At 44.8% G+C, this 22,636-nt stretch carries 24 protein-coding genes; 13 read left to right on the top strand and 11 right to left on the bottom strand.

Annotated elements, in window-relative coordinates; translation table 11 throughout:
* Positions 1 to 117 precede the first annotated feature (117 nt).
* Positions 118 to 534 carry a pyridoxamine 5'-phosphate oxidase family protein gene (locus tag SHALO_RS11705; protein ID WP_069478691.1) on the bottom strand — a complete coding sequence of 139 codons (417 nt, stop codon included), beginning with the start codon at positions 532 to 534 and terminating at the stop codon, positions 118 to 120.
* A gap of 95 nt (positions 535 to 629) precedes the next feature.
* Between SHALO_RS11705 and SHALO_RS11710 the strand changes: the two genes are divergently transcribed.
* On the top strand, positions 630 to 1,325 hold the full coding sequence (locus tag SHALO_RS11710; RefSeq protein WP_069478692.1) for a rhodanese-like domain-containing protein: 696 nt from the start codon (positions 630 to 632) through the stop codon (positions 1,323 to 1,325).
* Between the two features lie 16 nt (positions 1,326 to 1,341).
* Here SHALO_RS11710 and SHALO_RS11715 read toward each other — a convergent pair whose 3' ends face one another.
* Positions 1,342 to 1,770, bottom strand: a complete 429-nt coding sequence (locus tag SHALO_RS11715; protein WP_069478693.1) for a bacteriohemerythrin — start codon at positions 1,768 to 1,770, stop codon at positions 1,342 to 1,344.
* A gap of 115 nt (positions 1,771 to 1,885) precedes the next feature.
* Here SHALO_RS11715 and SHALO_RS11720 point away from each other — a divergent pair, with 115 nt between their 5' ends.
* From SHALO_RS11720 to SHALO_RS11730, 3 genes are read left to right on the top strand one after another with little or no spacing between them, the layout of a single operon-like run.
* Positions 1,886 to 3,025, top strand: a complete 1,140-nt coding sequence (locus SHALO_RS11720; RefSeq protein ID WP_084011039.1) for an efflux RND transporter periplasmic adaptor subunit — start codon at positions 1,886 to 1,888, stop codon at positions 3,023 to 3,025.
* Positions 3,022 to 6,147 (top strand): efflux RND transporter permease subunit, encoded by a 3,126-nt coding sequence (locus tag SHALO_RS11725; protein ID WP_069478694.1) that lies wholly within the window; start codon positions 3,022 to 3,024, stop codon positions 6,145 to 6,147. Before SHALO_RS11720 ends, SHALO_RS11725 begins: the two co-directional genes overlap by 4 nt.
* Position 6,148: 1 nt before the next feature.
* Entirely contained in the window at positions 6,149 to 7,546 is a 1,398-nt protein-coding gene (locus tag SHALO_RS11730; protein ID WP_069478695.1) for an efflux transporter outer membrane subunit, read from the top strand.
* A 6-nt stretch (positions 7,547 to 7,552) separates the two neighbouring features.
* On the opposite strand, the gene SHALO_RS11735 is transcribed toward SHALO_RS11730, so the two are convergent.
* The 5 genes from SHALO_RS11735 to SHALO_RS11755 all read right to left on the bottom strand — a co-directional run bounded on the left by SHALO_RS11735 (position 7,553) and on the right by SHALO_RS11755 (position 12,813).
* Positions 7,553 to 8,857, bottom strand: coding sequence for an MFS transporter (locus tag SHALO_RS11735; RefSeq protein ID WP_069478696.1), 1,305 nt, complete (start codon positions 8,855 to 8,857; stop codon positions 7,553 to 7,555).
* Complete coding sequence (locus tag SHALO_RS11740; RefSeq protein ID WP_069478697.1) at positions 8,854 to 9,072, bottom strand: hypothetical protein; 219 nt, start codon at positions 9,070 to 9,072, stop codon at positions 8,854 to 8,856. Before SHALO_RS11740 ends, SHALO_RS11735 begins: the two co-directional genes overlap by 4 nt.
* Before the next feature lie 116 nt (positions 9,073 to 9,188).
* Positions 9,189 to 10,361, bottom strand: a complete 1,173-nt coding sequence (locus tag SHALO_RS11745; protein ID WP_069478698.1) for an MFS transporter — start codon at positions 10,359 to 10,361, stop codon at positions 9,189 to 9,191.
* Positions 10,362 to 10,449: 88 nt separating this feature from the next.
* Positions 10,450 to 11,334 carry a helix-turn-helix domain-containing protein gene (locus SHALO_RS11750; protein ID WP_069478699.1) on the bottom strand — a complete coding sequence of 295 codons (885 nt, stop codon included), beginning with the start codon at positions 11,332 to 11,334 and terminating at the stop codon, positions 10,450 to 10,452.
* Between the two features lie 81 nt (positions 11,335 to 11,415).
* Positions 11,416 to 12,813, bottom strand: coding sequence for a cation:proton antiporter (locus SHALO_RS11755; protein WP_069478700.1), 1,398 nt, complete (start codon positions 12,811 to 12,813; stop codon positions 11,416 to 11,418).
* Positions 12,814 to 12,996: 183 nt separating this feature from the next.
* Between SHALO_RS11755 and SHALO_RS11760 the strand changes: the two genes are divergently transcribed.
* From SHALO_RS11760 to dut, 4 genes are read left to right on the top strand one after another with little or no spacing between them, the layout of a single operon-like run.
* A complete protein-coding gene (locus SHALO_RS11760) occupies positions 12,997 to 14,394 on the top strand; it encodes a PhoH family protein (RefSeq protein WP_069478701.1) in 1,398 nt (465 codons plus the stop codon).
* Entirely contained in the window at positions 14,391 to 15,164 is a 774-nt protein-coding gene (locus SHALO_RS11765) for a UDP-2,3-diacylglucosamine diphosphatase (RefSeq protein ID WP_084010902.1), read from the top strand. The genes SHALO_RS11760 and SHALO_RS11765 overlap by 4 nt, the downstream gene beginning before the upstream one ends.
* The gene (locus SHALO_RS11770; protein ID WP_069478702.1) at positions 15,149 to 15,922 is read left to right on the top strand and encodes a patatin-like phospholipase family protein; all 774 of its coding nucleotides are present in this window, start codon (positions 15,149 to 15,151) and stop codon (positions 15,920 to 15,922) included. The genes SHALO_RS11765 and SHALO_RS11770 overlap by 16 nt, the downstream gene beginning before the upstream one ends.
* A gap of 22 nt (positions 15,923 to 15,944) precedes the next feature.
* Complete coding sequence (gene dut / locus SHALO_RS11775) at positions 15,945 to 16,643, top strand: dUTPase (RefSeq protein ID WP_069478703.1); 699 nt, start codon at positions 15,945 to 15,947, stop codon at positions 16,641 to 16,643.
* A 17-nt stretch (positions 16,644 to 16,660) separates the two neighbouring features.
* Here dut and SHALO_RS11780 read toward each other — a convergent pair whose 3' ends face one another.
* Complete coding sequence (locus SHALO_RS11780; RefSeq protein ID WP_069478704.1) at positions 16,661 to 17,203, bottom strand: 6-carboxytetrahydropterin synthase; 543 nt, start codon at positions 17,201 to 17,203, stop codon at positions 16,661 to 16,663.
* A 120-nt stretch (positions 17,204 to 17,323) separates the two neighbouring features.
* Here SHALO_RS11780 and SHALO_RS11785 point away from each other — a divergent pair, with 120 nt between their 5' ends.
* The 3 genes from SHALO_RS11785 to SHALO_RS11795 are packed head-to-tail and all read left to right on the top strand — an operon-like array spanning position 17,324 to position 20,320.
* The gene (locus tag SHALO_RS11785; RefSeq protein ID WP_069478705.1) at positions 17,324 to 17,902 is read left to right on the top strand and encodes a 7-carboxy-7-deazaguanine synthase QueE; all 579 of its coding nucleotides are present in this window, start codon (positions 17,324 to 17,326) and stop codon (positions 17,900 to 17,902) included.
* Positions 17,902 to 18,582 (top strand): 7-cyano-7-deazaguanine synthase QueC, encoded by a 681-nt coding sequence (queC, locus tag SHALO_RS11790; protein ID WP_069478706.1) that lies wholly within the window; start codon positions 17,902 to 17,904, stop codon positions 18,580 to 18,582. The genes SHALO_RS11785 and queC overlap by 1 nt, the downstream gene beginning before the upstream one ends.
* A gap of 34 nt (positions 18,583 to 18,616) precedes the next feature.
* Positions 18,617 to 20,320 (top strand): sensor histidine kinase, encoded by a 1,704-nt coding sequence (locus SHALO_RS11795; RefSeq protein ID WP_069478707.1) that lies wholly within the window; start codon positions 18,617 to 18,619, stop codon positions 20,318 to 20,320.
* A gap of 23 nt (positions 20,321 to 20,343) precedes the next feature.
* Here SHALO_RS11795 and SHALO_RS11800 read toward each other — a convergent pair whose 3' ends face one another.
* A complete protein-coding gene (locus tag SHALO_RS11800; protein ID WP_069478708.1) occupies positions 20,344 to 20,907 on the bottom strand; it encodes an NAD(P)H-dependent oxidoreductase in 564 nt (187 codons plus the stop codon).
* A gap of 125 nt (positions 20,908 to 21,032) precedes the next feature.
* On the opposite strand from SHALO_RS11800, the gene SHALO_RS11805 reads away from it, so the two are divergent.
* Together SHALO_RS11805 and SHALO_RS11810 are read left to right on the top strand one after the other, a co-directional pair.
* Positions 21,033 to 21,386 carry a winged helix-turn-helix transcriptional regulator gene (locus tag SHALO_RS11805; protein ID WP_069478709.1) on the top strand — a complete coding sequence of 118 codons (354 nt, stop codon included), beginning with the start codon at positions 21,033 to 21,035 and terminating at the stop codon, positions 21,384 to 21,386.
* Positions 21,377 to 21,706: a DHCW motif cupin fold protein gene (locus SHALO_RS11810; protein ID WP_069478710.1), complete on the top strand. Its 330-nt coding sequence runs from the start codon at positions 21,377 to 21,379 to the stop codon at positions 21,704 to 21,706. Before SHALO_RS11805 ends, SHALO_RS11810 begins: the two co-directional genes overlap by 10 nt.
* 16 nt (positions 21,707 to 21,722) lie before the next feature.
* Here SHALO_RS11810 and SHALO_RS11815 read toward each other — a convergent pair whose 3' ends face one another.
* The gene (locus tag SHALO_RS11815) at positions 21,723 to 22,133 is read right to left on the bottom strand and encodes a low affinity iron permease family protein (RefSeq protein ID WP_069478711.1); all 411 of its coding nucleotides are present in this window, start codon (positions 22,131 to 22,133) and stop codon (positions 21,723 to 21,725) included.
* A 57-nt stretch (positions 22,134 to 22,190) separates the two neighbouring features.
* Complete coding sequence (locus SHALO_RS11820; protein ID WP_069478712.1) at positions 22,191 to 22,610, bottom strand: acyl-CoA thioesterase; 420 nt, start codon at positions 22,608 to 22,610, stop codon at positions 22,191 to 22,193.
* Between the last annotated feature and the right edge of the window lie 26 nt (positions 22,611 to 22,636).

Here is a 22,636-nt window from a genome sequence, read left to right on the forward strand (position 1 = left end):
AGTGGACTTCTTGCAAAATGTGTTTTGCAAGAAGTCAAAGCACCTAAGGTGCGTGGGCTTTTCGCCAAGAATTACTCAGTGTTAACGTAGGTTCTGAAGCTTTGCTTTAGAAGCGTGTCAAAAAGTAGATCGGTAAAACTCCAATTTTTTGCCAAATCCCAGTGTATTGTCCGTAAATTTGAGATACTCAATTTCGATGCTCCACAACGAAGGCATCATTGCTATCACGTAAGGAAAGCGCTTCAAATAGGCTTTTTTCTCCGCTTCGTTGGCGGCTTTAAAAACGCCCGTAAATTGAACCCCTTGAATTTTCCCCACCATCTTCGTTTCTAATGCAACCGCTCCTGCAACCTGCTCGTTTTCAAGGGCTTCGTGTCCGTGTCTCGTTTTGGCATCGGTGGCGATGACAAACGTTGCACTCTCTGGGATAAACGCATAAAAACACGAGGTGCAGTAGGGTAGATTTACTTTACATGTAGCGAGTGTAAGCAGATGATGTTTCTTTAAAAATGCGGTGATAACAGGCTCTAACATGGGCATCCTTTGAAAAAAAGTATAACATATTTTCTTTCGCTCTTTTAAATTTTAAAAGGATTAAGATTCAAGCATGAATGCTAAAGGAGTCTTTGATGCGATTGATCCTCTGTTTTGCCCTTATTGTGGGCTCTCTTGTTGCGGCTGAAAATCCTATGAGTTTGCAATTTACCGGTGTAAAAACCACCCATGTGATGAGCGATGGAAGCCTTAAAGAGGTTTTGATTGAGCGTCACAGTGATGTTACATGTAACGTGGTGGGCATCAATCCTGAAGCGATTTTTAGCGGGGATTATGCGGGTAAAAATGTTCCTCCCGCGTGCAAAAAAAGCTTTGTCACAACCGTTGGGAAGGTGCAACCCATGAGTTTTGCGCAAGGGGTTACCACTGTGGGCGAAGTTGAAGTGCTGGATTTTATTCAAAACAAAGCCAATGTGAAGCCTGATGAATATATCTTAATCGATGCGCGCAAGAGCGATTGGTATGAGCAACTTACCATTCCTAGCAGTGTGAACATTCCCTTTGATGAGATCGAGTACGATGAGGCGATTCCTGAAGATTTTGAGCGAGTGCAAAAGCTTTTGGGCTTTCACGCCCTTGGTTCAACGTATGATTTTAGCCATGCCAAAACGGCATTGTTTTTTTGCAATGGCATTTGGTGTGTGCAGTCGCGCTTAGCGATTGAAAAACTGATCAAAATGGGGTATCCAAAAGAGAAGCTCTTGTGGTACCGAGGTGGCTTGCAAGATTGGCTTTTGCTGGGCTTTAGCGCTATTTCGCCCAAGCGTTAGATGTTTACATGTAAGCTTAGGAAAGAGGTGCGTGAAGGTCTTCATCGCTTACGGTGATGCTTTTGCGCCACTTCTCGATTTGGAGATCGTTTTCTAAAATATGCTCCACCAGCCATTTCTTAGCGATCATCTTCATACTTTTTTGAAGATCTTCAATGCCCTTTTTCTCTTTAAGGATTTTGGTCATCCCCTCGATGATGCTCTCATGAAATTTCTTATGTTTCTCCAGCAGCGGATACTCAAGGTTTTGCATATACGCCTCTTCCTCTTTAAAGTGTTTTGCCATGTAGTCGAAAAACTCTTTAAACAGGTTTCCAAGCTCTGCTTTGTCCGTCTTAGCAGGATCGAGTGCTTGAACTGCGTTTGCCAAATCGAAAAGTTCTTGATGTTGTTTGTCTAAAAGCGCATGATGCAGACTAAATTTTTCATTCCATTCTATGAACACTGACGTTCCTCATAATTCTTTTGACGGTATTTTAGCACGCTTTGAGCTCTTTTGAGCAAGAATTGGTTAACATATAAGGAGTAAAATGGTGTTTATTATTTTTAAGGAAAATTGGATGATAATTCAAACGTTAAAATCACTGCTCATTTTAATTCCCCTTCTTTGGTTGGGTTGCTCTGACAATAAGGCAAAACCAGCTCCTTTACCGCAAGTTGAGGTCGGTGTGTATACCTTAACTTCCCAAGCCATTACGCTTTCGCGAGAGCTTCCCGGTCGTACCAAAGAGACGGTCATTTCTGAGATTCGCCCTCAAGTGGGTGGCATCATTCAAGCGCGTTTCTTTGAAGAGGGAAGCATCGTGAAAAAAGATGCCGTGCTCTACCAGATCGATCCAGCATCCTACCAAGCTGCTTTTGATGAAGCCAAAGCAGCACTCAAAAATGCCGAAGCAACGCTAGAGTCTTCGCGTCTTAAAAGTGAGCGCTACGCAGATCTTGTCAAATTAGAAGGTGTTTCTAAACAAGATACGGAAGATGCCAAAGCGGCGTATCTGCAAGCTATGGCGAGTGTGGATGAAAAAAATGCCGCCTTACAAAGTGCTCGGATCAATCTTGACTACACCAAAATCAAAGCACCGATTAGCGGGCGTATTGGCACATCAAGCGTGAGTGTGGGTGCCCTTGTGAGTGCAAGTCAAACCACAGCGCTTGCTACGATTCGTACCCTCGATCCGATCTATGTCGATCTCACGCAATCGAGCACGCAACTCTTAAAACTCAGAGCACTTCTAGCACAACAGGGGATTAAAAAAGGGAGCACGAAGCTGGCATTAAATCTTGAAGATGGCTCGCGTTACCCTTATGAAGGAACGCTTCAGTTTCAAGAGATCGCAGTCGATGAGAGCACAGGTTCAGTAACGCTTCGTGCCACTTTCCCTAATCCTGATGGCATCTTGCTTCCAGGCATGTATGTCCGAGCATTGATGGATGAAGCGGTCAATGAAAAAGCACTCTTAGTTCCTCAGCAAGGCATTCAACGTGATCCCAAAGGTAATGCAACCGCATTCATCGTTACGAGCGAGAATAAAGTTGAAACACGCACTGTAAAAACAGAGCGTGCATTGGGTGATATGTGGTTGGTTAGCAGTGGACTGAGTGTTGGTGATAAGGTCATTGTTGAAGGCTCAAGTAAAGTTCGTACAGGCAGTAGCGTCAAAGCCGTGGATGTCACCACAACGTTTGGTAAAGCACAATGATCGCACACTTTTTTATCCATCGACCCATTTTTGCATGGGTTATCTCCATTGTCATTATGCTAGCAGGTATTGGTTCTATTTTTTCCCTTCCTGTTGCGCAATACCCTGATATCGCGCCACCTACGATTCGTATTAACACTACCTACACGGGTGCATCTGCACAAACGGTAGAGAACAGTGTCATTCAAATCATTGAGCAACAGCTGACGGGTTTGGATGGGCTTTTGTATTTCTCTTCCACGAGTAGCTCTTCAGGGTCTGCAAGCATTGATGTGACTTTTCAAAAAGGAACCGATGCCGATACAGCGCAAGTTCAAGTACAAAATAAAGTAGCCCAAATCACCACGCGTCTTCCAAAGTCGGTTCAAAACGAAGGTGTACGCGTTACCAAAGCACAAAATGACTTTTTGATGATCGTCTCCTTGTACGATGTGACCGATACCAAAATGTCGGTGGATGTCGCGGATTATCTGCTTAGCAATTTGCAAGATCCCATTGCGCGTTTAGAGGGCGTGGGCACGGTGCAAGTTTTTGGTGGTCAGTATGCGATGCGCATCTGGTTAGACCCTTCCAAATTGGTTTCGTACAACTTGATGCCTTCCGACATTAGCAGCGCCATTACCGCTCAAAATGTGCAAGTCTCTGCGGGAAGTATTGGCGCACTTCCTACCTCCAGTGATCAGCAACTCAATGCAACGGTCACGGCAAAATCCCAACTGCAAACACCTTTAGAGTTTGAACAAATCATTGTCAAAAGTGACAGCAGTGGCGCGATTGTGCGCTTAAGCGATGTGGCGCGCGTGGAGCTTGGGAGTGAGAGTTATAGCAATGTAACAAGGCTCAACGGCCATCCCGCTTCGGGACTTGCGGTGATGCTCGCCCCAGGTGCGAATGCACTCTCTACTGCCAATCGTATTAAAGCGGCCATTGCCAAGATGGAACCCACCTTTCCGAGTGGGTACAAAGTTGCTTATCCAAGAGACAGTACGAAATTTATTCGTATCTCGATCGAAGAGGTGGTTAAAACACTGTTTGAAGCCATTTTATTGGTTCTTGTTGTTATGTTTGTCTTTTTACAAAATTGGCGAGCAACCCTGATTCCTGCCATCGCCGTTCCCGTTGTTCTTTTGGGAACTTTTGGCGTTTTAGAGGTGTTTGGCTACTCCATCAATACCCTTACGATGTTTGGTATGGTGCTCTCCATCGGTCTTTTGGTGGATGATGCGATTGTCGTTGTTGAGAACGTTGAGCGTATTATGCGTGAAGAGAAACTCCCTCCTGTGGAAGCGACCGAGAAGTCGATGAAAGAGATCACGAGCGCGCTTGTGGGAATTGCGACGGTTCTCTCTGCCGTTTTCTTGCCGATGGCATTTTTTGCAGGCTCAACCGGTGTTATTTACCGTCAGTTTTCCATTACGATTGTTTCGTCGATGATTCTTTCCGTTATTGTGGCTTTGACCTTAACACCAGCACTCTGCGCTTCATTGCTCAAACCCCATGAGGAAATACTGAGCCATGGCTTTTTTGGCTGGTTTAACAAAACGTTTGACTCCTTGACCGCACGGTACAAAGGTCGTGTAGGCTTGGTCATTGCGACGCCGTTTCGATGGATGCTGGTTTATGCGATCATTGCTTCCATCATGGCTTTTTTAATGCTTCGTCTGCCGACAGGCTTTTTACCCAGTGAAGATCAAGGGGATAGCATGGTTCAGTTTACGCTGCCAGCAGGGGCTTCTTTTAAACGTAGCAATGCTGTTTCTCGCGAGATAGAGCACTATTTTCTGAACGAAGAGTCTAATAACACCGAAGCCATTTTCACCATCTCAGGCTTTAGTTTTAGCGGAAGCGGACAAAATGCAGGTATGGCGTTTGTGGCTCTCAAAGATTGGGATGAGCGCCCAGGCGTTGAAAATCGATCGGACATTATTTCAAATCGTGCCACGATGAAGCTTTCACGTGTGCGTGACGCTCAGATCTTTTCGCTCAACCCTCCTGCGATTCAAGGACTTGGGCAGAGCAATGGCTTTAACTTTCAGCTTCAAGCGCTTGCCGATACCGATCGTGAGCAACTCAAAACGCTTCGGGACAGTTTGCTTGGCAGTGTACGAAGTGACAGTACGTTTATGGCGGTTCGTTTGGGCAGTATGGAAGATACGCCGCAATTACATGTAAACATTGATGAAGCCAAAGCCGTTGCGCTTGGGCTTTCGTTATCGGATGTGGATGATACGTTAAATTACGCGTGGGCGGGTGTCTACGTCAACGATTTTGTCGATCGTGGGCGGATTAAAAAGGTGTATGTTCAAGGTGATGCGCCTTTTCGCTCAAAACCTGAAGATTTGGATCAGTGGTATGTTAAAAGTAACACTGATGTGATGACGCCGTTTGCGTCATTTGCGACAACGAGTTGGAGTTATGGTGCGCAGAGTTTAACCCGCTATAACGGCCTAGCGTCGTATGAGATTCAAGGATCGGCCGCTTCTGGGATTAGTTCAGGTGTGGCGATGGATAAGATAGAAGCCCTGCAAGAAGCGCTGCCTTCTGGCACAAGCTTTGCGTGGAGTGGACTCTCGTATCAAGAGCGTTTATCGAGTGGGCAAACGTTGAAACTTTATGCCATTTCCATTTTGGTCGTCTTTTTATGTTTAGCGGCACTCTATGAGAGCTGGGCGGTTCCTTTTTCCGTTCTTTTGGTCATTCCTTTGGGTGTTTTTGGCTCGGTGGTTGCAGCCTCGCTTCGAGGATTGGAAAACGATGTCTACTTCCAAGTCGCTCTTTTAACGACCATTGGACTCTCGTCTAAAAATGCGATTTTGATCGTTGAGTTTGTCGAAGCGGCGTATAATCGTGGAAGCACGCTTGTCGATGCCGCCATTGAGGGGGCAAAACTGAGACTTCGCCCGATCTTAATGACCTCACTGGCGTTCATTGCAGGCGTTCTGCCTTTGGCACTCTCCAGTGGTGCAGGGGCGAACAGTCGTATCTCCATTGGTACAGGAATCGTTGGAGGAACACTGAGTGCGACCTTCTTGGCGATCTTTTTGGTGCCGCTCTTTTTTGTCTTGGTGCGTGGGATTTTCCCCAAACGAAAGCGCCATGCAACCATGGTAGGGGAGGTTTAAGATGCGTTCCATTTCTTTGGTTTTAGTACCATTTTTACTCAGTGGATGCGTTTCCCTTGCGCCTGATTATGTGCGTCCTAATGCGCCTATTCCCGCTACATTAAGTCAGGAAGTTGGACAAAATCAGAGCGCAACAAACCTTCCTTGGCGCGATTTTATTCACGATGCACGTTTGCAAAACGTTGTAGCCCTCAGCCTTGAGCAGAGCCGCGATCTGCGCAAAGCCGTCGCCAACATTGAAGCAGCGCGTGCGACGTATCGCATTGCCAAAAGCAGTGAGCTTCCAACCATTGAAGCTAGTGCGTCAGGCAGTAAATCACGAGCAGTGAACTCGGCGACCAATCAAACGTCTATCACCCAAAGCTCTTCTGCAACGGTGGGAATCAATAGTTATGAGCTTGATTTCTTTGGCAAAATCAAATCGCAAACTGAAATACAGTGGGAGAGTTTTCAAAGTGTAGAAGAGGCGGCGCGTGCGGTTCAAATCAGCCTTATAGCCGAAGTCTCTACCGCGTGGCTTAGTCTTGCCTCTGACCAGAGTTTGCTAGCCTTAGCGCAAAAAACAGAAGAGAGTGCTAAGCGTTCGCTCGCTATTGTCGAGGCGCGTTTGCAAAGGGGGATTGACTCTAGGGTAGCGCTTTATGAAGCGCAGAGTGTGCTACACCAAGCCAGAGCCGATAGTGCTAATTACACGTCACAAGTTGCACAAGATCGTGCGGCGTTAGAGCTTTTAGTTGGAGCTTCTTTGGACGATACACTCCTTCCTCAAACACTTGAAAGCGGTGCGGAAGTCTGGTTGAGCGATGTCTCTTCTGGACTCTCTTCTGATATTTTGCTTAACCGCCCCGATGTGCTTGAAGCTGAACACAATCTCAAATCCGCCAATGCCAACATCGGCGTAGCGAGAGCGGCGTATTTTCCTTCGATCACGTTAACGGGAGCCGCAGGCGTTGGCTCCAACGCGCTTCGAGGGTTGTTTGATGGCGGAACATCGACCATCTGGTCGTTTGCTCCGAATGTGAGTTTACCGCTTTTTGATGCAGGAGAGCGTGATGCAACGCTGGATTATGCCAAAGCCAACCGCGATGTGTATGTTGCAAGTTATGAGCTTGCCATTCAAACTGCGTTTAAAGAGGCACGTTCAGCCCTTGCCAGACGTGCAACAATGAATGACCAACTCCAAGCACAAAATGCCTTGGTGGACGTGAGCACAAAAAGTTATGAAATCTACGATGCGCGCTACCAAAATGGGGTCGATACCTTCTTAAATGCCCTTATAGCGCAGCGTTCCATGTATGCAGGCGAGCAAAATTTGATCAGCGTGCGTTTAGAAGCACTGCTCAATCGTGTCACCTTGTACCAAGTTTTGGGTGGTGGATTAGCGCAAAAAAGCGAATAATCTCTTTTACATGTAAAGCAAACCGTGCTGGCTCTTACGCGTTTTTGGGTAAGAGCCATAGGGTAAAATCCCACTCAACACCGAGAGAACACATCCTAAAATCATCGTGTGATACATACCATCAATAAAGGCGCGATCCACAAGGTTCAAAAAGTTTTCATGCAGCGAAACATTGGGAAGTGACGCTATCGCCTGATGGGCGGTTTGGATAGAGGTTTGAAGTGCTTTTAAAAGCGTGGGATCTGCCTCAATCTCTTTTACATGTAAAAGGTAAATGCGGTTGACATAACTGCCTAAGATCGCAATGCTCATCGCGGCGGAGAGTTGAATGGTGGTATCATTGAGCGCACTTCCCACACCTGCTTTGGCTTTGGGAATCGAGCCCATAATCGAATCCGTCGAAGGCGGCATGGAGATTCCCATCCCAAACCCCTGAATTAAAAACCCCACAAGAATCGCCCAAAGCGGCATGTGTACATCCATCGTAACGACAAAAATCGCCATCCCAAGAGCAGAGATAATAATGCCTCCGCCAATGCTCAACGGTGCGCCATACCTTTTGACACCATTGGATGAAAACAGAGAGCCTAGCGCAATGCCCAGAGTCATAGGCATCAGTAATAAACCCGCTTCCAAAGCATTGTATCCTTCCACGGTTTGGAAGAGTTGTGAGAAGAAAAACATTGAGCCTACCATCCCAAAGACAATGAGCGCGATCGCAAAAGAGGGAATCGTGAAGGTGCGTTTTTCAAAAAGCTCAAAAGGAATCATCGCATACGAACAGCGTCTTTCCCAAAGGACAAAAAGAGCACAAACGATCAATCCTATAGCAAGGCTGATTTGAACCGCTGGATCACTCCAGCTTTTGACCCCTGCTTCGATAATACCATACGTCAGAGCAAATAAAAAGAGCACGCAGAGCACCATGCCGACAAGATCTGCTTTAGCGCTTTTGTTGTGCGATTCGGGGAGGATCCACGACGCATAGACAAAGGCGATCACACCAATGGGCAGGTTGATAAAAAAGACCCAGTGCCACGAGGTGTATTCGATGATAAAACCGCCAATTAACGGTCCCAAGCCCTGACTCAGTCCAAAGATCATCGACCAAAGTCCAATGGCTTTCATGCGCTCATTTGGGTCTGTAAACATGTGCGTGATGATGGAGAGTGTGGAAGGCATCATAAACGCCGCGCCAAAACCGCTCAGGCTACGAAAGAGGATCAGCTCTGTGGTTGACGTGGAGAGTCCCGCGCCCAAAGAGGCAAGACTAAAGAGCACAATGCCAATTTTGAGAAAGCGCTTTCTCAAAATTGATGGCCAAGTGCTCCAATCGTAATTAAAATTGAGGCAAAAAAGAGGATATAAATATCGACAATCCATTGAAGTTCACTCATGCTCGCTTTTAAATCATTGGAAATGGAGGGGAGGGCGACATCAAGGACAGTATTGTCCAGCGTGATGATGGACATAGCAACGCAAAGTGCGCCAAGACCCGCCCATCTTTTTTCGTAGGTGTATGACATGAAAGTATTCCTAAAGTGTAATGAGTGTTACAAAAAAGGATGATACCAAAGATCAGCTTAGGCACTGATCTTTGGTGTCCGAAAAAGGGGTTTGGCGTCTTTACATGTAAACGAAACTACACTGCTTCTGTCACTTTTTGAGAGAGTGCCGTATAGATAATGATGGCTAACGAAGCAACGCTTAAGATCAAGAGTTGCAACGTCACAAGCTCCCAACCACCATGCTCCCAACAATAAACCCCGATAAATGTTCCAAGCGCACCTCCCAGAAACATGGAGCTCATGTACGCGGTGTTGATACGGCTGTGGGCACTCTCATCTAGGGTGTAAATTTGTGCCAAGTTATTGATCTGCACGGCTTGAAAGCCGATGTCAAGCAGCAAGGGTGCTACGATAAACGCCGCAAGGCTGGTATCAAACCATTTCATCAGAAGAATGCTAAGAACGATCATGCCGACAGAGAGCATCTTCGTAAACGTCGAGTTGATTTTATCAGCGATTTTACCAATGTAGGGTGCTAGCAAAGCGCCTGCAACGGCAAGCACACCAAAAAGACCGATGACATCGCTTTCAAAATTGAACGGTGCCATGGAAAGTTTAAAGGTAAGTGTTGTCCAAAAGGAGCAAAAAACACCAAATAAAACGGTAATCAACAGCGCATTGGTGCGTAAAAGTGAAAAGCGTTTGAGCTGATACAACGAAGAGTACAAGAGTGATGCGTAGCTTTTGGAAAAGTTAGGCTCAATGCTTGGAAGCGTTTTAGCCACCATCACCATACAGCCAAACACCAGCACAGCAGAAAGGGCAAAAACGACATGCCAGTTTCCGAACCAGTCGGTGATGTAGCCGCTGAGTGTTCGCGCAAGCAAGATGCCTGTAAGCAAACCGCTAAAGATGGAACCAACGACCCTGCCTTTGTCTTTGCCACTCATTGCCGCTGCCATCGGAATGACGATTTGCGCAGAGACGGCAAAAAGACCAACAAGAAGGCTAAGGGCGTAGAGCAGATAAATGTTTTCGACAAAGGAGAGTCCAATGAGTGAAAGCCCCAATAAGAAATGAGAGAGCAACAGAAGCTTTTTGCGATCCATTTTATCGCCAAGGGGGCTTACGAAAAAGAGCCCCAAGCCGTAGCCGATTTGCGCAAATGTAGGCAGATTTCCCACCGCAAGAGCGCTTACATGTAAATCTTGGGCGATGATATTTAAAATGGGTTGATTGTAGTAAATATTGGCGACATTAATGCCAGCAACGGCTGACATTACGTAGATCTGTTTGGATGAGATCATGATGTTTCCTTCGTGTTGAAATCTAGTGAAATCATACACAATAAGGAAGGTTTCTTTCGTGCCTCATTCAAACGAATCATTGCGCAAATCAAATATTTTGGGTTTGTCGATAGATTTGCGGTGTTTGATTGAGCTTTTTTTTGAAAAAATGGATGAAATGTGCCGACTCTTCGTAGCCTAAAGCGAAGGCGATGTCACTGATGCTCCACGAAGAGTGTTTGAGTAAAATCTTCGCCTCTTCCAAAACACGTTCTGCAATGCGTTGCGTGGTCGTTTTTTCGCTGACTTCTTTGAGCGTTCGGTTGAGATGATTGGGGTGAATGTTTAAAAGTCTGGCAAAATCGCTTGGATTTTTAAGGACGAGTCGTTCATACGGCGATGTGATGGGAAATTGGCGCTCCAAGAGTTCATTAAAAAGCGAATCGATTTTACGCTTTTTATCGCTTTGCGCATCCACTGTGATGATGGCAGGTTCCATTTTAAGGGCGATATGAATCAGCTCCAACGTCCAGTTGCGCAAAAGATCGTCTTTGTAAGCGTAGTTGGAGCTTATTTCTGCGAGCATCTTCTCATACAGCGCTTCAACCTTTTGTGCTGTTTCCTCACCCAGTAAAAAGAGTTTAGGATGCTCTGGTTTGTAGATAGGGTAGCTTCGAATCGCTCCATAATTGTAGAAAAACGCTTCGGTGAAAATGCAAAAATAGCCCTCTTTCTTGCCATCGAGTGACTCCCAACTGTACGGCACAAGTGGGTCTGAGAACATCAGCGCAAAATGCTCACTCTGGACCGTTTTATCGGCGTAATGCACTTTATGTTTTCCCTTTAGCAGGGTGATTTTAAAGTAGTTCTTGCGACTGTAGGGGATGTCAATGCACGCTTGTCTTGTGAAGACATTAAAATGCCCTAGTTCCTTTTCGACATTTGCGGGCAAGGGATGACAGATGCGTTTGTAAAATGCTTCAAGTGTTTCCATGGCTCATTATACTCAAAAAATGCGTACAGAGCCGTGTGTGAACGACCCTGTACGCGGGGTTTCAATCTTTACATGTAAAGATCACTGCTTCTTAAATCCTAAGTCGATAAGGTATAAAAGCGGTCCCGTCATAAAGGTCGTGACAAGTGCCATAATGACAAACATCGTAAATAAAATAGGCGATAAAATGCCCAGTTCATAACCGATATTGAGCACAACGAGCTCCATCAAACCTCTTGTGTTCATGAGTGCGCCAATGGCAAGTGAATCACGCCATGAAATGCCCATCAAACGACTGGCTACGGCACTTCCGATAAATTTACCAACAACGGCTACGACAATGATCGCCAGACAGATGATCCAGTGTTGGGATTCAAGCAAATTGATTTGCGTGCGAAGCCCTGTAAGCGCAAAAAAGAGTGGCAGTAAGACCAAAAGGCTTACATACTCCAAGCGAGGGGCAATGCGCTCTTTAAGCTCACTCTCACTGGTAGAAGGCATCATAACGCCTGCCATAAAGGCGCCAAAGAGGGCGTGAATGCCTAAAAGTTCGGTTGTGAGTGAACTAAAGAGTAAAATGACCAAGACAATCGTCGTCACTTTCATATCGAGTGATTGGTTCTGAATTGGTGAGCCAAGGGAGCGTAAAAATGGCTTCACTACAAAAAGCATCACGGTAATGTAGATGACGATAGGAATGAGCATCAGCACGGACATCAAAAGATTGGTGGAAGTGGAGACCGCAATGACGATCGCCAAAATATACCATGCGGTGGCATCATCAGCCGCAGCGCACGTCAGTGACATCGCACCATACGATGTTTTGGTAAGGTTTCGATCTTTGAGGATGCGTGCGAGTACAGGAAACGCGGTAATACTCATCGCAATACCTATAAAAAGGGAAAAAGCGGTAAACGTAACGGTTGTGGACGCAAACGAAGGGTAAATGACGTAGGCAAGGATCGTACCCAAAAAGAAGGGAAAGATGATGCTAATGTGGCTGATGACCACAGAGGCTTTACTCTGCTGTTTGAGTTTGTCAAAATCCAGCTCCATTCCTACCACAAACATAAACAGAAGCAGACCAATCTGACTTAAAAAATGCAGGTTTTGAAAAGAGCTTTTAGGAAACAAAAGGGCAGAGATTTCGGGAAAGAAAAGCCCTAAAAGCGAAGGTCCCAAGAGTACACCTGCAAAAATCTCACCGATAACGGGCGGTTGAGAAAACTTAGAAATTAAGATTCCAAAGGTACGAGCGGCTGTCATAATGACAATAATCTGTACCAACAAAAGAGCGAGTGGATGCGAAAGTTGTGTGAGAAACGTCGTGCGCAGATTATCCCAAAAACTTCCAACAGAAACGGGCTCAGAAGAGAGCTGAGCGCCTACGTAAAGCGCATTACCATAGTGTATAGATAAAAAGATACCACCACCAAAAATGAGCAGCGTAAGCAGATAGATTTTTGTCGAACGATCCATTTTAACCTCCTATTTCTAAGAGAGACTCTTAGAGTAAGATTCAATTATACCATATTGGTTTTTTTGCTATTCTGAAGCGTTCTGAAACGATTACATGTAAAGGTTTGTGCAAGAAAAGATCAATCTTTTTGTTACCAAGTTGATATAATGTTTCATTACAATCATGGGATGAAAGGAAGTGGGATGTCAGTCAACAAAGTTTATGTGCTCGATACCAACATCATCTTGCACAATACCAATTTTATCAAAGAGTTGTGTGATGGTGGAAACAACATCATTGTTATTCCTGAAACGGTGCTCATTGAGCTGGAAGATTTTAAAAAGAACTTCACGGAACTGGGTTATCAAGCCAGAAGTTTTGCCAGAATGTTGGCGTCATGTACCGTGGTCGAGGTCGACAGCGGAGAGCCATATCGCGTTGTCAAGATGCGTTATGAAGAGAACACGGCGATCCATCTTTTCTCTAAAACGCTCTATTCTTCAGACATTGACTCGCAATTTATCAACGAATCCAATGATAAACGCATCCTCGAAGTCGCTTCAGGTGCACAAGAATACTACCCTGATTACAAAGTCATTTTTCTCTCTTTAGATGTCTACGCGCGTATGTTTGGACTTTTCTACAATGTCACGGTTGAGTCGTTGCGTGAAGATCGAAGCGATGTGCCTGAGTTTCAGTTTGTCAAACAGCTTCCTGTTGACTCAGCACTGTTTAATACCCTCGATAAAAAGTTGATCAGCGAGTACGACCCTGAGTACAAAAGTGGAAACTACTGCTACGAATTTATCAGTTCGGATGGCAATTCGGATCATGCGATTATCTCTCCTGGTGGCATCATTCACATGCTCAGCGAAGAGCTTGATTTTAGAGGCTTGGAGATTAAACCCATCAATCTCAAACAAAAATTCTTTATGAAAGCGCTTCTTTCAAATATGTACGACATTCACGTCATCGATGCGCGCGCAGGAAGTGGAAAAACCTTGATGGCGTTTGTTGCGGCGATGCGTTTGGTGACCAAAGGCAGTTACGAGAAGATCGTCTACGTGCGAAACTCCATCGAAAGTGTCGACAAGGGTGCCGATGTCGGTTATCTCTCTGGAAATGATGAAAAATTTAGGATTTACAATATGGCGCTGTATGACACGCTTGAATTTATCGCTAAAAAACGTATCAAAAAACGTGATAATTCGCAAGAACCGCAAGTAGCGATCGAGAAGAAAGTGCAAGAGCTCATTACGAAATACAACATTGAAAAGCTCTGGCCGGGTGAGGCGAGGGGGCGAACGCTCAGTAATGCCATCGTCATACTGGATGAGTGGCAAAACAGCTCGAACAACACGACACAGCTGATTTTATCGCGTTTGGATAACAACTGTAAAGCGATCGTCATCGGCTCCAACCGCCAAATTGACAACATGTACCTTAACCGCTTTAACAACGGTTTGACTTCGCTTTTAAAGCAGACCAAAAAAGAGCAGACGCACATCTCACTCTTTGCCATTGAGCTGGATAAGTCGGTACGCGGTAAGTTTTCACACTTTGCCGATGAAATTTTTGGGGACGTGGACAAACACAAATGACGAAATATTCGTTTGCCCATGAAGACGATGTGATGGCTTTTCGTTCGATTTTTATCTCCGATCTTCACTTGGGCACACGTTTTTCACAAGCAGAGGAGCTTTTGGAGTTTTTACGAAGAACGCAGTGTGAAAATCTCTATCTGGTCGGTGATGTCATCGATGGTTGGGCGATGAAACGTAAACTCAAATGGGCACAGTCGCACTCCGACGTGATCCAAAAAGTGCTCAGGAAAGCTCGAAAAGGCACCAATGTCTTTTACATTACGGGCAACCACGATGACTTTTTACGCTCATTTTTGCCGCTGGGTTTGGGCGATTCGCTTATTGTAGTCGATGAGTGTGAGTACGTGAGTTTGAACCATGAGCGTTTCTACATCACGCACGGTGATTTTTTTGACTCGGTCACGATGACCAAGCGGTGGCTCGCTGTTTTGGGAGACATGGGGTATGATCTTTTGCTGAATGTCAACCAAATCCTCAACTGGTGGCGTAAAACACTGCGCTACCAAAGTCACTGGTCACTCTCTAAATACGTCAAAGATCACGTGAAAAGCTCGGTTTCGTTTGTGACCGATTTTGAGTCGATTTTGAGCGAACATGCCAAGCGACACCACTTTGATGGGGTCATTTGCGGGCATATTCACAAAGCGGAGATGCGGGAAATTGATGGCATCAAGTACCTAAACTGCGGGGACTGGGTCGAGTCGTGTACGGCGATTGTGGAGACGTATGAAGGTGAATTTAGGATTATACGATGGCTGGGACATTGACAATATCCTTGGCGCTCTCAGGTGGTGCAGCCAGAGGGGCGTTTCATCTGGGTGTTATTGCAGCAATGGAGAAAAATGGGGTTGAAATTGGTGCGATTTCAGGAACCAGCATCGGTGCGGTGATCGCGACAGGTGTGGGCTCAGGTGTGAGTGCGTTTGATATGGTGCGCATCTTTCAAAGCAAAGCATTCCAAAAAGCTTTTGGGTTTAATTACTTCAAAAAAGGGCTGTTGCGCATCAATGAAAAAGCGGCCGTTTTGCGAGATATTGCGCCCATTTCGCGCTTGGAGGCGATGAAAATCCCCACATTTATCACTTGTGTCGATCTGCTCAGCGGCGAGATTGTGCGTTTTAGTGAGGGTGATACGGTCAAACTTGCCATTGCAAGCTCCGCGCTCATTCCTGTTTTTCGCCCCATTGTGTATGAAAATTACCTCCTCATTGATGGAGGATTCATGGACAATCTTCCGGTATCACCTCTGTTGGAGTTTCCGTATCCTGTGGTGAGTGTCAATCTTCACCCTTTACATGTAAAGCAAAAACACGACCTCACTTCCGTGATCAAACGTGCTCTTTATCTTCTATTTATCGCCTCTTCACAGTCACAAATTGCCAAAAGTGATCTTTACATTACCGATCCCAAGCTCTCCTCTTTTGGATTGTTTACTTTTGGTGAAATAATGCGTTGTTTTGAGCTCGGATACCGCAGAGGGAGCGAATCCATTTTGACATTTATGGAGCAACAAAGTATAATCTAGCGTTTTAAGAGAAGGAAATAGTATGACAAGCAAAGATTATTTAACCCAAATGTTCTCCCTTCAGCAAAAGCTGAACGATGAAACTAATGGCATCGGCTGGGAAAATGGGTACACCAAAAACAATCGAATGATTAACTGGAAACGATGTATTTATATGGAGTGTGCAGAGCTCATCGATAGCTTTAGTTGGAAACATTGGAAAAATATTAATAAACCGACCGACTGGGACAATGTCACGGTTGAGATCGTTGATATTTGGCATTTTATTATGAGTCTGCTCTTGGAAGATTACAAAACAAATACCAGAGGCGATCTTGAAAAACTCGTCTTGGATGTCTTGGATGTTCAAGGGTTTGAAGCCTTTACCAAAGAGCCTCTTTCAAACGGATCGGCTGATCCGATGGAGCTCATTAACGATATTGAGAGCATCATTCACGATACCACAGGCTTTGAGATCGATCTGTTTGATGGTCTGCTTCGTGAGTATTTTACCTTGTCTCGCAAATGTGGCATTAACCTCAAAGTGCTGTACAAATTCTACGTGGCAAAAAATGTTTTGAACCAGTTCAGACAAGATCATGGCTACAAAGAGGGTCACTATATCAAAGTGTGGAATGGCAAAGAGGACAACGAAGTGATGCTTTCGTTTTTACAAGGTGAAGCGGCTCCAACGGTGGATGCACTCTACAAAAAGCTCGAAAAAGCCTATCCAAAGGCGTAATAAACAGTAGGAAAATCCTACTGTTTATTGTAAACGATACTTCTGCTTTTAGGCGTTTCTAAAAACTCCACGTGTGACACTTCCACTCCCAAACGACTCATCTTTTTCGCAATGATCTCAAGTAACCATGTCGAGATATTTTCACTCGTGGGTACAAAATCAACGATAATGTAGCCATCGTACATCTCAAGAATATGGCTAGGTTCGTCTTTCACACGGTTAAGGTCGGGAATTTTATAGCCTGCTTCGTTTTCGATGAGATGCGCTTTGTCGGCAAAATGCGGAAGCAAAGTCTCAAAAAGCGGATCGTGAATATCGATGATAAACTTATGATCCAGCGTCGTGTCTAAAAACTGCTTAAACCAGTTGAGATGATGAAAGTCCGTCACCATGCCATCTTTGAGTTGTGCGCTTTGCAGATAAACGATGACTTTGCCCTGATGCCCGTGCAAGTGACGGCACGCCAAACAGCCCGTAAGCGAAAATTCACTGTCCAGCTGCTGCGACCAAACACGGTGCCCATAACAAAAATCGAACTCTTTACTTATTTGCCAAATCATTCTTATACCTTCATCTTTTTATCCTTTAATGATACCCAAAAAGAGATATAAAAAAAATTCTTGACGTCTTTTTTAGTGAAACTATATTATGATAAAACAATCACATATAAGAAGAGCGTTATGTTAAAAATCGTTGAAATATTTTATTCTATCCAAGGCGAAGGCACGCAGGTCGGGGTTCCTTCTATTTTTATTCGCTTGCATGGGTGCAATCTCGCCTGTAATTTTTGCGATGAATTGTTGCACAAAGGTGAGTATGCAAGCCTCAGTTTTGATGAGGTTTTGGAGCGCATCAAGGTGTTTCCTTCGATGCACGTTATCATCACGGGTGGTGAGCCTACGATTTACAATCTCAATGGGTTTATTGAGTATTTGCAAGCGTACATGTACTCGGTGGCGGTGGAGACCAATGGGTATAATTTCTCGAACATTTCCAATGCAAACTGGGTGACGTACAGCCCAAAAGCGTGGGATGTGATCGAAAAGTATGGCTACGATGAGGTCAAATTTGTGGTGAGCAAAGACTCTGATGTTGAAAAAATACTGGCGTTTAAAAGCTATAAACCCATTTTTATTCAACCCCAAAATGAGATCGATCGCCCCAATAAAGAGAACGTGAATTTCTGTGTGGAGTTTGTTAAAGCACATCCCCAATTTATCTTAAGTGTGCAGTTGCACAAGTTTTTAGGAGTGGAATAATGGCTAAAATTGCTTCCAAAGCGTTAGTGGTGTTTAGTGGTGGGCAAGACAGTACGACCTGCCTTGGTTGGGCGAAGAACCGTTTTGATTTTGTGGAGAGCATTACGTTTGATTACGGGCAAAAGCATCGTGTGGAGATCGCGCAGGCGGAAAAGATCGCGAAGGCTTTACATGTAAAGAACACGCTTTTAAGTTTAGACGCCTTTTCTCAGCTCAATGACTCAGCGCTCATCGATGGAACGCAAGACATTGGCGCGCACCACAAAACCCATACCAATCTTCCAGCCTCGTTTGTTCCCAATCGCAACGCGATCTTTTTTACCCTTGCTCACGCCTTTGCACAAAAACAAGGGATAGAACACATCATCATTGGGGTCAATCAGACCGATTATTCTGGGTATCCTGATTGCAGGGAACCCTTTGTAAAAGCTCTTGAACTTGCCCTCAATTTGGGTAGCGAAGCGACCATCACGTTTCACTCCCCTTTGATGCACCTCACCAAAGCTGAAACCTTTGCGCTTTCAGACAAAGAGGGGGTTTTGGGGCTTGTCATTGATGAGTCGCATACATGCTATAATGGTGACCACAGTGAAAAACATGACTGGGGTTATGGCTGTGGAAAATGCCCTGCTTGTGTGCTGCGAAAAGCAGGATGGGAAGCCTACACACAATCGATCTAAATCTTTACATGTAAACATCTGCAAGGAGCAGTCCATGAGCGTCAAAGCCTCCTTTTTTAGCTTAACCATGTTGGTTTTGCTCTCGATGATCGCCTTTGAGTTTTACAACTGGAAAGAGGACCGCGAAGAGGTTGAAGCGCTCTCACAACACTACGCACAAGAGATGAGTGAAAACTTTAAACAGCTTATGCTGGACAAAGCAGAGCCTTATCGCAAGCAAACCTTAGATATTTCCCTCGCAAAACAAGTCATTTATGCCGTAAAAAATCGTGATGAAATGTGGTTTGAAGAAAACTTTGGTGGTGCCATCGTGCAACTCAATGTCGATGGTTTTTTTCTTCTTGATCAAACGAAAACTCCTTTTTTCAACGAAACCAGCCAACCTTTTTTAAGTGATCTTTCATCTTTGGTTGCGTTGGATCAGCTCTCCTTGAGCGATGGTGAAATGAAGCACTTTTTTGTTAAGCGAGATGAAGGATTGGTAGAGTTTTTTGCCGCTCCCATTCACGACCTCAATTCGCCCATTGATGCCACGCACCCTGCGCATGGCTTCTTGATCATTGCCAAACTATGGGACGCGGCATGGATGCAAAAACTCAATAGCTACGGCATCGCTGAGATCAATTTTGGTAAAAAAATAGCCGAACCTTACACACTCATTCAAGATCTTCCGCTGCTAGGCATAGAAGGAAAACCTGCGATAACGCTCTATTTGAGCTCAAAAAATCAGATGGGAAAATTTCTGGATGAGTACGCCATCCAAGATTTAAAGCTCAGTTTTGCAATTACCGCTTTGATGATGGTTATTTTCATCTTTTTGATTATGAAGTTTATCTCCCTTCCGTTGCGCGACATTATGCTGGCACTTGAACACAAAGACAAAACGATTTTACGAAAATACCTCCTTAAAGAGAACGAATACGGAGCCATCGCGACGGAGTTGTGCGAATCCTTTGATACCAAAAACAAACTCGAAGAGCTTAATGCCCATTTGGAGCAAAAGGTTGCACAAGAGGTTGACAAAAGCAGACTCAAAGACAGAGTGCTGTTTCAACAAGCCAAGTTTGCAGCCCTTGGAGAGATGCTTAGCAGCATCGCGCATCAATGGCGACAACCGCTCAGTACCATCAGCGTGGTGATCAACAAGATTTACCTAGAGAGCAAGATGGAAAAGTTGACGAAAGAGGGGCTTGAAGAGGAGATCATCAAGCTTCGAGAGCACATCGCACTGATGTCCTCTTTGATCGAGGAGTTCAAAGACTTTTTTACGCAAGAGGGTTCCAAAGTGGACTTTATGCTGCATAAGTCGATTGAAGAGAGCATCAAGATCACCGATGGAGGACTCGCCAATAAGGACATGACGTTTTCTATCGAGTGTCCCGAAGAAATCGTCATTCATAACTTCAAAAAAGAGTTTTCGCATGTCCTTTTGGTGCTCATCAACAACGCAAAAGATGCCATTTTAGGGCGTAAAATTGCTCATGGAACGATTGCGATCAAAGGCTTTGTAAAAGAGTCGAGCATTGTCATTGAAGTTTTGGATAACGCTGGTGGGGTGGAAGCCTCTAAACTTCCGCACCTTTTCGATCCATTTTTCACGACCAAAGACCCTGCTAGTGGAAGTGGAACGGGGCTTTACATCGCAAAGCAGATCATCGAGCAGAACATGCAAGGCTCCATCAGTGCGCGCAATGAACAAAGCGGGCTGTGCATGAGCATCGTTTTGCCTCAGGCGTAGAGGAGGGTTTAAAACCCTCTTTTTTAGCTCGCAAGAAATTTAAAAAGCGAACTGCTCCAGTCATCTGTTTTTAGAACGGTTTGGTATGTTTTCACATCTTTTTCAAGTGCTTCAGCGCTGAGTTTCATCGCCCCATACGCCGCAAAAATCCCTTTAAAATCCATGCCCGTAAACAGAATCGTTGACTGCAAAGGTCTTAGGTATTCGCTGAGGGTAAAGTTGTTGTAAAAGCCCGATTGGTAAGCGTATTCGGGAGATCCTGTACTGAGCACGATCTTGCTCTCTTTGCCTACTAATTTACTGCCTTCAGGTCCATACGCAAAGCCATAACTTAATACTTTGTCTTGCCACTCTTTTAACATGGCAGGTGCGCTGTACCAGTAGAGTGGAAATTGAAAGACGATGCGGTCAAACTGAACAAGAAGCGCTTGCTCTTTCGCCACATCAATGGCTTCTACGGTTTTATAGGTCGCATACAAGTCATGCACGGTGATGTTGGGTTCGTTTTGAATGCTCTGTATCAGCGCTTTGTTGACGTTTGATTCTGCCATATTGGGATGGGCTAAGAGTATCAGTGTTTTTTTCATGGGCTCTCCTTAAAGTGTTTTGGAAAATATATACCTAAATAACTTATAATTACCTTACAGAAAAAAAAGTAAGTAAAGAACAAAAATAGGTATTATGGTATAATTCAAAACAAGAGGTGACCATTATGATAACAATCAACGAAAAAGAGTTCCACTGTCCTGTCGAGTTGACACTGGGAATAATTAACGACAAGAGTAAGATCTTTATCGTCTACATTTTATTAGGCGGTCAAAAGCGGTTTAAAGACATCTGTGAAGCGTTTTCGCAAGTCACACAAAAAACCGTAACCCAAAAGCTCAAAGAGCTTGAAGCCGACCACATAATAGAACGAACCGTATTTGCAGAAGTACCCCCACGCGTCGAATACGCACTCAGCCCCATCGGCTTAGAGCTTAAAAAAGTTCTAGACTCGATGTACGTTTTTGGTGAATCGTATGCCGTAAAATACGGTGCTAAAGACAATATACCATGCAAATGACCCACATTCCTTTTGGTACAACCGATTGGGAAAGTATCGCAAAAGTAGAGCACAAGGGCGAAACTGGCAGTGCGTTTTGGCGAACGAAACAGTGTGGAAGCATACGTGTGCGCATGGTCGAGTATACCGCAGGGTATAAAGCCGATCATTGGTGCCAAAAAGGGCATATTCTTTTATGTTTAGAGGGTGAACTTTACACGGAGCTTGAAAACGGTGAAGTGCATTTGCTTCAAGCGGGCATGAGTTACGAAGTGGCGGATGAAACGATGGCGCATCGTTCGTATACGCCAAGTGGAGCGAAGCTTTTTATTGTCGATTGATCTTTACATGTAAAGCTTATTCATCGAGTGTATTGGTGTCGATGCCCCCTTTTGCGAGTGCTTTTCGTGCTTTTTCGGCGAGCATTTCGTAATGCTTACGAAACTGTTCAATCTGATCTTCTTCGAGCTCTTCTAAATCAAGCAAAGCGTTGTGTGCTCCTTGCGTGACGCGAATCAGCTCATCGAGTTTGACCTGCATTGCTTCTGTGTCGCGATTTTGAGTGTTTTGAATGACAAAAACCATCATAAACGTGATAATCGTCGTTGTCGTGTTAATCACGAGTTGCCATGTATCGCTGTAGTGAAAAAAAGGTCCACTGATGAGCCAGACAACGATGAGCAAAATGGAGAGGGTAAAAGTACTTGATTTACCCGTAAGTTTGGCAAGATACTTTGTAAAATTGGCATACCATGTTTTTGACTGCATGTGCGTATCCTTTGCGCGGTAGTGTATGATACTCTTTGTATCAAGCAGTATAGCAGACTACGCTTTTACTTCAATACCCAGTGCAACCAATTCGTTTTCCGTGTAGGGAATCGGCATTTTTTTACCATCCGTTGAGACGTTTACGTAGGTGATGACAGCACTCGTTACATGTAAACAGCGGTGAGTGCCTTCGATGGAGCGTTCGGCGTTAACTTCGATGCGCACGGTCAGTGAAGTTTTACCCACTTTGATAATTTTGGCGTAACAGCTTAGTACATCGCCCACTTTAACGGCTTCGCGAAATTCCATGGATTGTACCGCAACGGTTACGACACGTCCCACGTTGAGATCACGCACGGCGAGACTTCCTGCGATGTCCATTTGCGACATGATCCAGCCTCCGAAGATGTTGCCAGAGGGGTTGGTGTCTTTTGGCATAGCGACGATTTTGATGCGAGGTTCACCCATTTGATACATATAAAACCTTTGTAAATGTCTAAAAG

Source organism: Sulfurospirillum halorespirans DSM 13726 (assembly GCF_001723605.1).
Classification (GTDB): Bacteria; Campylobacterota; Campylobacteria; order Campylobacterales; family Sulfurospirillaceae; genus Sulfurospirillum; species Sulfurospirillum halorespirans.

What these genes read in the sequence shown, in the direction of transcription:
- SHALO_RS11780 (WP_069478704.1), bottom strand. Translation starts at nt 17,203, where the DNA reads ATGATTTGGCAAATAAGTAAAGAGTTCGATTTTTGTTATGGGCACCGT.
- SHALO_RS11705 (WP_069478691.1), bottom strand. Translation starts at nt 534, where the DNA reads ATGTTAGAGCCTGTTATCACCGCATTTTTAAAGAAACATCATCTGCTT.
- SHALO_RS11795 (WP_069478707.1), top strand. Translation starts at nt 18,617, where the DNA reads ATGAGCGTCAAAGCCTCCTTTTTTAGCTTAACCATGTTGGTTTTGCTC.
- SHALO_RS11750 (WP_069478699.1), bottom strand. Translation starts at nt 11,334, where the DNA reads ATGGAAACACTTGAAGCATTTTACAAACGCATCTGTCATCCCTTGCCC.
- SHALO_RS11730 (WP_069478695.1), top strand. Translation starts at nt 6,149, where the DNA reads ATGCGTTCCATTTCTTTGGTTTTAGTACCATTTTTACTCAGTGGATGC.
- SHALO_RS11785 (WP_069478705.1), top strand. Translation starts at nt 17,324, where the DNA reads ATGTTAAAAATCGTTGAAATATTTTATTCTATCCAAGGCGAAGGCACG.
- SHALO_RS11740 (WP_069478697.1), bottom strand. Translation starts at nt 9,072, where the DNA reads ATGTCATACACCTACGAAAAAAGATGGGCGGGTCTTGGCGCACTTTGC.
- SHALO_RS11815 (WP_069478711.1), bottom strand. Translation starts at nt 22,133, where the DNA reads ATGCAGTCAAAAACATGGTATGCCAATTTTACAAAGTATCTTGCCAAA.
- SHALO_RS11770 (WP_069478702.1), top strand. Translation starts at nt 15,149, where the DNA reads ATGGCTGGGACATTGACAATATCCTTGGCGCTCTCAGGTGGTGCAGCC.
- queC (WP_069478706.1), top strand. Translation starts at nt 17,902, where the DNA reads ATGGCTAAAATTGCTTCCAAAGCGTTAGTGGTGTTTAGTGGTGGGCAA.
- SHALO_RS11760 (WP_069478701.1), top strand. Translation starts at nt 12,997, where the DNA reads ATGTCAGTCAACAAAGTTTATGTGCTCGATACCAACATCATCTTGCAC.
- SHALO_RS11710 (WP_069478692.1), top strand. Translation starts at nt 630, where the DNA reads ATGCGATTGATCCTCTGTTTTGCCCTTATTGTGGGCTCTCTTGTTGCG.
- SHALO_RS11765 (WP_084010902.1), top strand. Translation starts at nt 14,391, where the DNA reads ATGACGAAATATTCGTTTGCCCATGAAGACGATGTGATGGCTTTTCGT.
- SHALO_RS11720 (WP_084011039.1), top strand. Translation starts at nt 1,886, where the DNA reads ATGATAATTCAAACGTTAAAATCACTGCTCATTTTAATTCCCCTTCTT.
- SHALO_RS11805 (WP_069478709.1), top strand. Translation starts at nt 21,033, where the DNA reads ATGATAACAATCAACGAAAAAGAGTTCCACTGTCCTGTCGAGTTGACA.
- SHALO_RS11810 (WP_069478710.1), top strand. Translation starts at nt 21,377, where the DNA reads ATGCAAATGACCCACATTCCTTTTGGTACAACCGATTGGGAAAGTATC.
- SHALO_RS11755 (WP_069478700.1), bottom strand. Translation starts at nt 12,813, where the DNA reads ATGGATCGTTCGACAAAAATCTATCTGCTTACGCTGCTCATTTTTGGT.
- SHALO_RS11745 (WP_069478698.1), bottom strand. Translation starts at nt 10,361, where the DNA reads ATGATCTCATCCAAACAGATCTACGTAATGTCAGCCGTTGCTGGCATT.
- dut (WP_069478703.1), top strand. Translation starts at nt 15,945, where the DNA reads ATGACAAGCAAAGATTATTTAACCCAAATGTTCTCCCTTCAGCAAAAG.
- SHALO_RS11800 (WP_069478708.1), bottom strand. Translation starts at nt 20,907, where the DNA reads ATGAAAAAAACACTGATACTCTTAGCCCATCCCAATATGGCAGAATCA.
- SHALO_RS11820 (WP_069478712.1), bottom strand. Translation starts at nt 22,610, where the DNA reads ATGTATCAAATGGGTGAACCTCGCATCAAAATCGTCGCTATGCCAAAA.
- SHALO_RS11725 (WP_069478694.1), top strand. Translation starts at nt 3,022, where the DNA reads ATGATCGCACACTTTTTTATCCATCGACCCATTTTTGCATGGGTTATC.